A 12,487-nucleotide genomic window follows, 5' to 3' on the forward strand; every position below is an offset into this window, starting at 1 on the left:
GAATTAGGATATTCAGATAAGATGGTTTTAATCGCCGTATCAATCTTTTCTTGCAATTCAAACTCATAAGCCACTTGTGCCTTAACGGATTGCCGTTTGAGCGGATTCGGTTCATTATACTTTTCCAGCCATCGTTCGGTCCGAACCGTGGCTTTAATCATATTTATCACCGCCTTTCTTTACATTAAAAATTTAGATATAAACATATACTTTATAAAAAATATCTATAAATATATACTTTAATAAAAAATATCTATAAATATATACATTATAAAAATACATACTTTATAAAAAATATCAAAATTTGTCAAGTTTTATATGGAAAGCCTAAGGAAAAAGTCAATTCTTACCATTGAAGATATAGGGCTTGCCTAATATTTTTCTTATTTTTTCTATGGTTTCTTTGATACAAATGCTTGTCAGAAATATCTTCAGTGACACTTTTCACAATACTCTTTATAAAAAACTCTAATAATAAAGAACTCTAATAATAAAGAACTCTAATAATAAAAGAACTCTAATAATAAAAGAACTCTAATTATAAAAGAACTCTAATTATAGAAGAACTCTAAAATGTCATTAAAAATACTGATGACGCAGAAGATTGATAGGATGTTCAATAATTTTTAGTGTATTTGGTAGCAAAAGGACCTTTGCAAAGGTTTCAATTTGTCGTTACTAATTGAAAATTGCATTGTTTAATATTTTTGTATAAATTCAGAATTGATAGGTCTATAATAAAAATAGTATTGCATATTTTCTAAAAGAAAGTATAATAAAATTGTAAAAGAAAAATATTGACGGCAGAAAATGCGGATAAGTACTAATGGAGATGTAATTAAGACTGATGGTGACGCAAAATGTAAAAATAGAGCACAAAAAAAGTAGGGCATAAATTATATGAGCAATGTAAATCAAAGTAGAGAATCGTACTTATCAGGTAAAGGACTGTTGTCTTTCGTCAAATGTGCGGGTTGAGCTTCTAAACTCTCAGCCCGCCAGTTGGCTCAGGCATTAGCATTTTTACCAGAAATTACAGACCCCAATTTGTTAGTTGGTATAAACACGGCTGATGATGCTGGTGTTTATAAACTGACAGATGATTTGGCCTTGGTCTATACTGTTGATGTCTTTGCACCAATTGTTGATGACCCCTATACTTTTGGAATGATTGCTGCGGCTAATAGCATCTCTGATGTCTATGCAATGGGCGGAGACCCCAAACTGGCGTTGAATGTAGTCGGATTTCCCGGTAAAGGTGAATTACAACTTTTGGGCAGAATGCTTCAAGGTGCACAAGACAAAGCAAAAGAAGCCGGAGTCACTATTTGCGGAGGCCATACCTTTGTCTCAGATGAAATCAAATATGGTTTGTCAGTAATTGGTTATATCAACCCTAATAAGATTATCACAAATGATAAGGCTCAAGTTGACGATATAATTATTTTAACAAAGCCAATTGGCATTGGCACAATTGTTCAAGCCCAACTTCTGGGTAAAGATGTTAATGAATATTTACAGCCCGCAATTGAGTCAATGACCACATTAAACAAAGAGGCTTCATTAGCCATGCGGGAAATCGCCCATTCGGCAACTGATATTACTGGTTATGGTCTGGTTGGACATTTATTAGAAATGGCAAAAGCCAGTAATGTCGGTATTGAAATATCTCTATCCAAAGTTCCAATTCTTAAAGGAGCAGTTGAGATATTAAAATCTGGTATTGTTGAACCAGGCATTGGGATGAATTTGAATTCTTTTGCTTCAGATGTGATTAAAGAACAAGTTGACGATACTCTTTCATTGCTTATCTTTGGTTCAGAAACATCAGGCGGGTTAGCAATCGCAATGCCGGGAAATAGATTGGAAGAATTTAGACAAAAATACCAAAGCAATTTTTATATAATTGGAAAGGTGACGGCTAATAATCCCCAAAAATTAAGAATTATTCCATAATATTTGCAGGAGATGATAATGGAAAAGTTATTAATTTTCTTATTATTTTTTGTTTCATTGTGTTTTTGTTTGCAATATATTGAATCCTCTACTGGTTTAACCCCACCTAATTGGGAAGGCGGTCGGACCGAATTGGAATTTGCTGATATTAATAACGACGGCAATCCTGATATTCTCTCCATTGGTGACCACGGTTCACCATATATTAATGCTACAGAACATGGCGTGATGGTTTGGTTTGGCAATGGTCAAGGTCAATGGACTAATTATATGAACGGAAATTTTGGTTATGGTGGAATTGCCATTGGTGATGTGAATAATGACGGCTATTTAGATGTTGGTTATGGTATGCATCACAATTACTCAAGCACAGATTTTGGTAATCAATTGATGGAAGTTGCGTTAGGTGATGGCACGGGAATGAATTGGACTCCTTGGGACGATTCATTAGGCATGCATGGACAAACTTGGGGAATGTTCGGCACTGATTTTGCTGATGTCGATAATGACGGTGATTTAGATATTGGTTCAGTTTCCTTTGGTGCCAGTGATGGTATTCATATCTATCAAAATATGATGAATGGCAGTTGGCGTCGTAGTTTTGGTTTTATTGGCGGTAATTCTAATATGGAGTTCTATTTCGGAGATTTTAACAAAGACGGCAAAGCCGATTTTGCTGCTACCCACCAATATGCAAGCGTTTATTTTGGTGATGGTAATGGTAATTTTACCTCCGCACACTATAACTTACCTTCGCCGGGTTCTGTTGGCTATCGCAGCATTGGCGTCGGCGATGTTGATAATGACGGTGGAATGGATATTGGTTTTATAACTTCTGCCGGTCGTATTATGGTGTATGTCTATGATGAGACCGGCGATACTTGGCGAAACTTTTCAGGCAACTTACCGACTTCAAGTAGTTTTCAACGCATCAATCTTTGGGATATGGATGCTGATGGAAATATTGATGTCATTGCTCAAGGTAATGGTTTATTAAGAATCTGGACGGGTAATAGCCAAGGCCAATGGACTCAAGCAACACAATTTAATACCCCGACATCAGGGACTGGCCAAGCCTTAACATGTCGGGCAGATTGTGACCATAACGGCTATCCTGATATTGCAATGGTTGTTACTGAAGGAAGTTATCCTTCAAACCGCAATGTTCTTCGGTTCTTTAAAGAGACCTCAACACCATCTAATTTAAGCATCATCTCAGTGTTCCCTAAAGGCAATGAAAAATTTTATGCCCGTTCCGTAAATTTCATCAAATGGATTAGCGCTGTGCCTAATAACGAAACCTCCTATGTCTCAATCCAATTTTCCGCACAAGGACCAAATGGACCTTGGACAACACTTTTTAATCCTTTACCCAATAACGGCACAAAGCAATGGCAAATTCCTAATGTTAATTCCACCAATTGTTATCTAAGACTAAAAGTATATACATCAGCCGAATCAAGTTTTGTTGTAGCCGGGCCTTTTACGATTATCGGCGGCTCGACGAATGTTACTGAAAATCGGACCAAGATGTCTCATTCTAAAACTACTTGTTTAATACAGAACAACTATCTTAAAATTCCTGTAATAACCGACGAACCGGATAGAGTCACAGTCAGCCTTTATAGTGTTGACGGCAAAAATCTTTATGTGACAAACAGAATAATAGATAAAGGAACTCAAGATATTATAATTAATAAAAGACTTGCTAACGGCATTTATTATATAAACCTTCAGGGCAGAAAAATAGACTTGAAGTTAAAAATTATTAAAATTGACAATTAACCATTTAACCTTGACATTTACCAAAGTCGGATTTAATATATTACAAATGAAGCATATTCACAGAAGATTCAATAAAGGAATTAAATGTTGACTTGCGCATTTAATAAACCCGGTCGGGTTTTATATAATAGGTTTTATGATAAACCATCCAATTTTTTAACCACAAATATCCAGCAACACAATTTATTAGATAAATTAAATAAATCGTTAATCAGTTTTAACAGATTTTATTTTTAGGAGGTGAAGACAATGAAACCAGTAAAACAAGGCGATGTTTTATACTGTGATAAATGCGGTGTTGAAATTATGGTTACAAAAAGTTGTTGCTGTGAACCTTGCGAAATTATTTGCTGTGGAAAACCAATGCAAATTAAAAAGTCAGAGCAAGGTTCCTGCTGCTGTTCAAAATAAATATTAATTAAGAAAGGAGCCAATATGACTTATGTTAAAGACTATACAATAAAAGATGTTCAAGATGTTTATGATGGTCCTGGTGGTCTTTTATGGGAAGCAGTAATGGGCGAACAGATACATTCTGGCGGTCCAGAAGCAACTGATATTTTAGCAACCAAATTGGGATTACAAAAAGGCATGCTTGTTTGTGATATTTGTAGTGCTTTAGGTGCGCCGGCTCGACATCTTGCTTCTAAATATGGTGTATTTGTCAAAGGTGTTGATGCGACTAAAACTATGCTTGAAAAAGCCCGGCAAAGAACTAAAGAAGCAAAACTGGAACATATGATTGAGTTTTATGAAGGAAATGCGATGGATTTACCATTTAAGAAAGAAACCTTTGACATCGTATGGGGACAAGAGGCTTGGTGTTATGTTACCGATAAAGACCGACTGATTAAAGAAGCGTATCGGGTTCTAAAACCAGGGGGAAAAATTGGTTTTACTGACTGGATTATTACCGGTAAAATTAGTAAAGAAGAACTTGACCCACTTTATGACTCAATGGCATTTCCCTATATGGAAACTTTTGAAGGATACCAAGAACTACTTAAAAAGAACGGATTTAAGATACTTGAAGCGCTCGACCAGACTGAAGAATTTGCGAAATGCTTTGATGAGTATTATGACACGGTTCACAATAAACTCAAACCGACAATAATACAGAACTTTGGGCAAGACCTATTCAACTTTGCATCTAATCTCGTCACGATTTGGCGTAAAGCCGCTCACGAGCATAAAGTAGGCCGAGGCTTATATATCGCTCAGAAATAGCGATAAACCACATCAGAGAGGGCGGTTTTCTTTCAAATTCGATTTATTACCGCCCTCTGTTTTAGTAAAATATAAAAAATTGAGTGGTGGTCAGAGAATATTAGGGTCAAAAATGCGCTTGCCAAAGTTTGTTTGTTAACTGATTAAAAATAATGAAGGTGCAGGTGATGCAAAAGAGCAATAGTTCTGAAATCAGTATTATGAGTTTATTTGAATCTTTTGAATAAAGTTACTGAATATAAAATTGTTCTTTGATAGTAACATTGACAACATTGAGAATTTTATAGCAGATATTATAGAACATCGCCACATTTAACCAATGACAGAAACCATAAGTACAGTAAATTGACAAACACTTGGACTATTATCTTGGAGACAAAATGATTATAGATAAAATAAAAGAAGCAGTTGTTCAGATGGATGAAAACACAGTAAAGGAAATGGTCTATTTAGCCCTCAAAAAGAATTATGCTCCCAATGAGATTCTTGAAAGAGGACTTGTTGCTGGTATGAAAGAAGTAGGAAGATTGTTTTCATGTCAAAAATATTTTGTTCCCGAAGTTCTTTTAGCCTCAGAATCTTTTTATGCTGGCTTCAATATTATCAGTCCTTTATTGAAAAAACAGACTACACAGTCTAAAGGAAAAATTGTAATTGGCGTCGTTGAAGGTGACATTCATGATATTGGTAAAAATATTGTTAAAGTTATGCTTGAAGCATCAGGATATAAAGTTATTGATTTAGGCCATAACATATCAGTTGAAAAGTTTATTAGTGCCGTTAAAAGAGAACGACCGGCGGTCTTAGCCCTGTCCAGTTTAATGACAACAACGATGATGCAAATGGAGAAAGTGATAAAAGAACTTGAGAATGAGAATCTTCGGGAATGCGTCAAAGTTATTGTTGGCGGAGCGCCACTCAATCAAAACTTTGCTGATTATATTCATGCTGATGGTTATGGTCAAGATGCGGCTGAAGCCGTTTTATTAGTAGAGAAGTTGATTCGTGGATAAAATAACTGCGGTTATAAAAGGGAAAGACCAAAAAGCAGTATTCCCTATTGTTAGTACAGACCATTGCGCCTATTTGTTGAAACAGAAATTTTCTGATGTAATATTTGATGCCCAAAAATTAGCTGAGGTTTTAGAATATGGATATAAACTATATGATTATGATATGGTTTTGGTTTTTACTGACCCTTATGTTGAGGCACAAGCTTTGGGTTGTCAAATAGAGTTCACACCTTATCCAATTCTCATAAGCGCTCAAACCGAGAAGAGACTTGACCGCACACCAATAATTATTGAAGCCGTAAAAATTCTTAAAAAGAAAATCAGTTGTCCTATATTTGTGTCGATAAAAGGACCTTTTTCCCTGGCATCTTTTCTGATTGGAATCAATAAATTTTTACGGTTGGTATTAACGGATGAACTTTTTGTGCATCAAACAATTAACCAGGCGTTGCAATTTCAATTGAAATATTTAGCACAACTGGTAGCACTCGATGTGAATATTTTTCTTGGCGACCCCGTTGCTTCTGGAAGCGTCATTTCTTCAGATATTTTTCAAAAATATGCATTTGAACCACTCCGCATCCTTGTAAATAAAATTAAAGAAAAAAGATTGTTAGCCGGAGTCCACATATGTGGAAATATTAAACCAATTATCAATTTCCTTGACAAACTTAACGCTGACATATTAAGCCTTGAAGACATTTTCGTAACTACCAAGACAATTAAAATGGGCGGAGTGGCAACGCAAACTATTCAATACGGAACAAAAAGGAAAATCAAAAAAGAAGTTGAAGAAGCATTAAAACACTCACCAATTATTATTGCAACATCATGTGATGTGCCTCCGACAACACCATCAGAAAATATAAAAGAAATGATAAAATATGCCCGACAATAAAACACAAAGTTGTTACGGACTAGCGCTGGACCTTGGAACAATGGTTGTGAAAGGTTGTGTTGTGGATTTACACACCAAACGGATAATCCGAGTGATAAAAAAGTATAATCAACAAAATGCATTAGGCACTAATGTAATTTCACGCATTAGTAAAGCCCTCCAAGGTAATAATAGACTCAGAAATTTACTTTTTGCCACAATAACTGAAATAAAAAAAGAGATGGGTATTTTTAATCCTTGTTATACAACCGTAGTTGGTAATTCGGTTATGGAATCATTTTATCTTAACAAATCAGTTTCAGGATTAGCAAAATTTCCCTTTCGCTCGGCTATTAAATGTGGGGAAAAAACAAAAAATCCTCAAGGCTATGTTTTTCCAGTGATTGGCGGTTTTGTTGGCGGTGATACTATCGCCGGAATCTTGGCGTCAGATATTTATAAAAAGAATAAGAATTATTTATATATTGACCTTGGGACTAATGGCGAAGTCGTGTTAATTAAAAATAGAAAAATCTATGCGGTTTCGACTGCGGCTGGACCGGCATTTGAGGGTGTCGGTATAAGTGCGGGTACGCTGGCAATTCCTGGTGCTATTAAAAGATTTTATTTCCATAAAAAGAAATTAACCTTTACTACAATTAATAATAAAAAACCAATAGGCATTTGTGCTTCGGGTTTACTCAGTCTGCTTACAATAATGCTTAAACAAAAATGGCTCAAAGACAATGGCCAATTAGTCCGACCAATGAATTTGAAAGGGTTTAAAGTTACTCAGCAAGATGTGAGAAAAATTCAATTAGCAATTGCCGCCATCCATGCCGGCGTTAAGATTTTGTTGATGAAAGCGAATCTAAAACCATCTGATATTTATGAAGTAATTATTACCGGCGAGTTTGGTGATAAATTAAATAAATCAATATTAGTTAGACTCGGACTAATTCCCCAGGGTATAAAAAAAATAAGATTTGAAGACAATTTACCGTTAAAAGGTGCTGTTGCCATTTTACTTAACAGAGCCCAAATAAAACAAGTAGAAGCAATCAGAAAATCAAGCACTCATATTGAACTTGCTTTAGAAAAAGATTTTCCCCAAGTATTTATCCAAGCAATGAACTTATCTCCATGGAACTAATCGGTTACACCTATTCTTATATTCCGGTGGAACTTTTGTCTTTAACTGGATTCCAACCATATGCTCTTTTACACGGAGATATTGGGCTGTCTCAACAAGGTGAAAATTTTGTCCGCGTCGATGCCTGTCCTTTTATAAAATCCAATCTGAGTTATCTGACTAATAATAAAGATAAATTTAAAGCAGTAGTTGGTTCAACTGGCTGTGATATGTCTCGTCGAATGTTTGATATATTAAACCAAGTAACGGAGGTGCCGGTCTATCTAATAAATGTTCCCAGAACTGATAGACCTCGAATCTTTTATGACGAAATTGACTGGCTGTTTCACCAATTAGAATACCTGGCGCAGAAAAAATTTACTTCTCCATTAATTGCCGAAGAAATTGATAAGTGGGAAAAAGAGAGAGAATACTATCGGAAACTTAATGCGCTAAGAGAGACGACACCTTCTTTAATGTCAACTTCACAATTTCATCAGATAATAATAAATTATTATCAAGGGAATATTGGTAAACGTTTTGAAATTAAACCAGAACAGAGTAATAAACCCAGGGTATATTTATTGGGAAGTACCATAAGTTATGAATCGAATCAAATTTTGCAACTTCTGGAAAAAGATTTAAGAATTGTTGGCGATTTCATTAATGGATTATCACGCAACATAAATATTAATATTAAAAACAAGACATTGGATGGCATAAAATCAGCATATTATAATCAGATATCTGATATTGTAAAACGACCAAACTATAAATATTATGAGTATATCAAAAGCGAACTACAAAGGCTTAACTGCGTTGGTATTGTTGCGTGGACTTTAGATTATTGCGACAGTTACGAATTCGAACTAAAAAGAATCGAAAGCGAGTTCAACTTGCCTCTGCTCAAAATTAGAAGCGACTATTCTTTTCAGAATATAAGTCAGTTAAAGGTGCGCATTAACGCCTTTGCCGAAATATTGTAGAAAATGAAAGCACAGATTGAACAGATTAATCAGATTTTTTCGGATTGTTTGCCGAAAAAGATTTCTTTAAAAGAATGGAGCGCTAAATTTAGGTTGCTGGACACTCATTTTATTAACAGTTTCTATTATTATAACAATAATGACTGGGGCCGATATTTGTTTCCGCCAGCAACTTTTATGGTCTATGGAGCAAGACAGTTACGACACCTAAAGTTTGATAATTCGTTAGCAGCACTCAGACTTTGGGGTTTCAGTTTTAATGAATCAGAGCGTCTCTTCCGCGCCAAACAGATTGGCAAAAAAGTAATTGCCACTATGGGCGATTTGGGCATTGTGCCAATTATTGTAATGGCATTTCCGGACTGCATTCCATTTTATCCTGAATGTATTTGGTGGACACCATTTTTCAGTGAATCAAATGTATTATTAGACCGTGCCAGCGAATTGGGAATGCCGGAAGCAAGTTGCTTTGTCCGGGCAGCACTTGCTGCCTTTGATAAAAAAGCATACTTTCCTAAACCCGATCTGTTATTTGCTTCTACTGGTGCGTCTTGTGATGATTATTCTTGTATTATGCAGATGGTGGAACATCTGGGACACAAATTAATATGGTTAGAAATTCCGTATCGCCGAGCGCAGGCACAACATTTCCCTGACGAGGAATATAAAGTAACAACTCAAGGTTATCAATACCCGGCACGATTAGAAAAATATTTGGTTGATGAATATAAAAAGGTCTGGCATAGTATGATAGAATTAACCCAGGTTAATGATATTGCCTTGCTTGAACTTTCCATTAAAAAGGCAAATCGTTTACGACGGCTGGTTGAAGATATTAAGAAATTGGTTTATAATGCAGAAATCGCACCTTTTCCGGCTTTAGAAATGATGGTGATTGAATTTGGTAATTTATACGGTTATGCCGATTTTGATGAATGGTTTAGTATCTGCGAAATGGTCTATGAGACGGTTCAAAAACGAGTGGAAAGAGGCATTGGCGTGTTATCGGAAAAAGCGATACCAATAGCTTGGATAACGCCTTCTGCTGACCCAATATTATTAAATTTGGTTGAGGACCTGGGCGGTCGGGTAATAACAACTGAATATGTAATTAATCAAGCATTAGTTGAAATTGAGGAAGATATAAATCCATTCAATGCCTTAGCCCGGTCATTTCTAAATGCATCATTAATCGGCTCAACCGATGAGCGCGTGAGACGCATCAAAGAAAAAATCGAGCAGGGTAAAATCAAGGGCGTAATTATCACTAATATGTTAGGCGCTTCGCATTGTGCAATGGAAACAAAACTGATTGCGCAGATATTGAATCAAATTTCGGTTCTGACAATTGATGTTCCCGCACCTACAGGAATTACTGAACAGTTAAAAACGCGTATCGCCGCATTTTTAGAAACAATAAAAAATTAAACAGCCATAGATGTTAATTTTACTTACAAAGTGTATGCTTTATCTTTTATAAAATATCATTAAAAATATTATGAAAGATAAATTGACTCCCCGCGAACGCTTTGGATTATTAGTGATCGATGAAAAACCTGACCGTTGTAATGTAATACCACTTATCACGGCGCATTCGGCTAAAATTAAAGGAGTGAAGTTAAAAGATTATTATACTAATGGCGAAACTATGGCGAGAGCACAAATTGCGGCTTTTGAAGAATACGAACACGACGCGATTTCAATATTCTCAGAAGTTGGAATACTTGCCGAAGCAATGGGTTCAGAGTTCGATTATCCAGACGATGATTTGCCGGTGCAAAAAAAACCGATTCTAGCGCAAATTGATATTGATAACCTTAAAATTCCTAATCCGCAAAAGGACAAAAGACTGCCGGTTTATCTTGAAGCGATCGAATATACTTATGCCTCGCTCGGTGATAAAGTGCCAATACTTGCTTATGTGCCAGCGCCATTCACAACCGGAATGATGTTGTCAGACCCAAATAAGTTTTTAGTGCAGATTATTAAAGAGCCGGATTATATCAAAAAAATTTTGGCAAAATCTACTGAAGCCGTAATTGAATTTTGCTACCATATTATCGACGCCGGCGGTCTGCCAATCTTAGTTGACCCACTGGCTTCATCAAGTGTGATTAGTCCTAAGACATATCAAGAATTCGCTCTGCCCTATGAAAGAAAAGTAATTGATTTTCTCCACCGATATGATTTAGATGTCATTCTACACATTTGTGGTAATACCTATCCGATTCTGGACTTATTACCGCAAACCGGGGCTGATTTAATTAGCATTGATTTGGTTGACCTAAAAACCGTAATAGCAAAACTGGCGAACCGTCTGCGTATAATTGGTAATTATAATACCTCAAAATTATTGTTGTCCAGCACTAAAAATATTGCTGAGGAAGTAAAAAATATGGTAAAATTAGGAATGCATTCAGCAAAAGGTTATATCGCAGCCACAGGTTGTGAAGTGCCGATACCTACACCAAAAGAAAACATCAAAACATTTATCCAATCAGCAAAGGAGAATGGATGGTATTGGGATTAGATGTAGGAACAAGTTACACCAAAGCGATTTTGTTTAGTGACAAAATAGAAAAGAAACTGGTCGTTAAGACTGCATTTAAGCCACGACAAGCAATTGAAATGATTAAATCACATCTTCAGGGGTATGACAAAATAGTGGCGACTGGTTATGGACGCGAACTGGTTGAAAATGCCGATAAGATTATTACCGAAATTACCGCATTTGGTAAAGGCGCTTATTATGTTGAGCCGAAAGTGCGCACAATTATTGATATTGGGGGACAGGATTCGAAAATAATTAAAGTCAGCAATGGTAAAGTTGACAGATTTGTGATGAACGACCGTTGTGCGGCCGGGACTGGTAACTTTATTGAAAAGATTGCACAATCAATGAATCTGACATTAGAAGAATTTGGTAAATTGGCGGTTAAATCTGACCGACCTGAAATGATTGATTCGCTATGTGTCGTAATGGCTGAAAGTGAAATCTTAAGTTTGATTGAACAAGGAAAATCGCAAGAAGATATCGCTGCCGGAATTTGTGACTCTTTGATTCGAAGAATAAGAAGTGTTGGCGCACAAGTAGGTATAGAAGCGCCTATCCTTTTTTGCGGTGGCGGTGCGTTGAATCCCGGACTGGTAAAATCAATGCGCAGAATTTTAGGTGAAATAATCGTATCACCTGAGGCTCAATTCATCGGTGCCATCGGTGCTGCATTGTCGATTTAAAACAGACTAAAATAGATCAGGATTAGATTTCATGTCCGAGATGTTAGACACTATTTAATAAAACAACTGAAAGATTAGTCCTAAATTTTATACGGAATATCACGGATGATAGTATCTGACTTTATGGCTGAATTTTATAGAGAATTAAACTTATATGATTGTTTTGCTAAATCAATTATATATTCAAGTTCAGTATCATCATATAAATGTACTTCGTAATCTCCATTTCCCAAATGCCCAACATTTGATACATCTCGCGTTAAGTGTCTTGGGT

The 12,487-nt window shown here is 36.0% G+C and carries 10 protein-coding genes and 1 pseudogene; all 11 read left to right on the forward strand.

All coding sequences use genetic code 11. From position 1 onward, the window contains the following. Nucleotides 1–996: 996 nt before the first annotated feature. The 11 genes and pseudogenes from selD to N2201_05940 all read left to right on the forward strand — a co-directional run bounded on the left by selD (nt 997) and on the right by N2201_05940 (nt 12,213). Nucleotides 997–1,956 (forward strand): annotated as a pseudogene (gene selD / locus N2201_05890) (selenide, water dikinase SelD). 18 nt (nt 1,957–1,974) lie between these two features. Further along, nucleotides 1,975–3,741, forward strand: coding sequence for a T9SS type A sorting domain-containing protein (locus N2201_05895; GenBank protein MCX7785738.1), 1,767 nt, complete (start codon nt 1,975–1,977; stop codon nt 3,739–3,741). A gap of 249 nt (nt 3,742–3,990) precedes the next feature. After that, nucleotides 3,991–4,152, forward strand: coding sequence for a hypothetical protein (locus N2201_05900; protein ID MCX7785739.1), 162 nt, complete (start codon nt 3,991–3,993; stop codon nt 4,150–4,152). A gap of 24 nt (nt 4,153–4,176) precedes the next feature. Continuing rightward, on the forward strand, nt 4,177–4,968 hold the full coding sequence (locus N2201_05905) for a methyltransferase domain-containing protein (GenBank protein MCX7785740.1): 792 nt from the start codon (nt 4,177–4,179) through the stop codon (nt 4,966–4,968). Nucleotides 4,969–5,348: 380 nt separating this feature from the next. Then, nucleotides 5,349–5,981: a corrinoid protein gene (locus N2201_05910; GenBank protein ID MCX7785741.1), complete on the forward strand. Its 633-nt coding sequence runs from the start codon at nt 5,349–5,351 to the stop codon at nt 5,979–5,981. Next, nucleotides 5,974–6,879, forward strand: a complete 906-nt coding sequence (locus N2201_05915) for a hypothetical protein (protein MCX7785742.1) — start codon at nt 5,974–5,976, stop codon at nt 6,877–6,879. The genes N2201_05910 and N2201_05915 overlap by 8 nt, the downstream gene beginning before the upstream one ends. Further along, the gene (locus tag N2201_05920) at nt 6,866–8,011 is read left to right on the forward strand and encodes an ASKHA domain-containing protein (protein MCX7785743.1); all 1,146 of its coding nucleotides are present in this window, start codon (nt 6,866–6,868) and stop codon (nt 8,009–8,011) included. Before N2201_05915 ends, N2201_05920 begins: the two co-directional genes overlap by 14 nt. Next, a complete protein-coding gene (locus N2201_05925) occupies nt 8,002–8,976 on the forward strand; it encodes a 2-hydroxyacyl-CoA dehydratase family protein (protein ID MCX7785744.1) in 975 nt (324 codons plus the stop codon). Before N2201_05920 ends, N2201_05925 begins: the two co-directional genes overlap by 10 nt. Before the next feature lie 3 nt (nt 8,977–8,979). Further along, nucleotides 8,980–10,404: a 2-hydroxyacyl-CoA dehydratase family protein gene (locus N2201_05930; GenBank protein MCX7785745.1), complete on the forward strand. Its 1,425-nt coding sequence runs from the start codon at nt 8,980–8,982 to the stop codon at nt 10,402–10,404. A gap of 70 nt (nt 10,405–10,474) precedes the next feature. Next, nucleotides 10,475–11,506 carry a uroporphyrinogen decarboxylase family protein gene (locus N2201_05935; protein ID MCX7785746.1) on the forward strand — a complete coding sequence of 344 codons (1,032 nt, stop codon included), beginning with the start codon at nt 10,475–10,477 and terminating at the stop codon, nt 11,504–11,506. Next, complete coding sequence (locus N2201_05940) at nt 11,491–12,213, forward strand: acyl-CoA dehydratase activase (protein MCX7785747.1); 723 nt, start codon at nt 11,491–11,493, stop codon at nt 12,211–12,213. The genes N2201_05935 and N2201_05940 overlap by 16 nt, the downstream gene beginning before the upstream one ends. Nucleotides 12,214–12,487 lie beyond the last annotated feature (274 nt).

This window comes from candidate division WOR-3 bacterium (genome assembly GCA_026418155.1).
Classification (GTDB): Bacteria; Hydrothermota; Tepidihabitantia; order Tepidihabitantales; family CAIPLT01; genus JAOABV01.

What these genes read in the sequence shown, in the direction of transcription:
- N2201_05895 (MCX7785738.1), top strand. Translation starts at nt 1,975, where the DNA reads ATGGAAAAGTTATTAATTTTCTTATTATTTTTTGTTTCATTGTGTTTT.
- N2201_05910 (MCX7785741.1), top strand. Translation starts at nt 5,349, where the DNA reads ATGATTATAGATAAAATAAAAGAAGCAGTTGTTCAGATGGATGAAAAC.
- N2201_05925 (MCX7785744.1), top strand. Translation starts at nt 8,002, where the DNA reads ATGGAACTAATCGGTTACACCTATTCTTATATTCCGGTGGAACTTTTG.
- N2201_05940 (MCX7785747.1), top strand. Translation starts at nt 11,491, where the DNA reads ATGGTATTGGGATTAGATGTAGGAACAAGTTACACCAAAGCGATTTTG.
- N2201_05920 (MCX7785743.1), top strand. Translation starts at nt 6,866, where the DNA reads ATGCCCGACAATAAAACACAAAGTTGTTACGGACTAGCGCTGGACCTT.
- N2201_05935 (MCX7785746.1), top strand. Translation starts at nt 10,475, where the DNA reads ATGAAAGATAAATTGACTCCCCGCGAACGCTTTGGATTATTAGTGATC.
- N2201_05900 (MCX7785739.1), top strand. Translation starts at nt 3,991, where the DNA reads ATGAAACCAGTAAAACAAGGCGATGTTTTATACTGTGATAAATGCGGT.
- N2201_05905 (MCX7785740.1), top strand. Translation starts at nt 4,177, where the DNA reads ATGACTTATGTTAAAGACTATACAATAAAAGATGTTCAAGATGTTTAT.
- N2201_05930 (MCX7785745.1), top strand. Translation starts at nt 8,980, where the DNA reads ATGAAAGCACAGATTGAACAGATTAATCAGATTTTTTCGGATTGTTTG.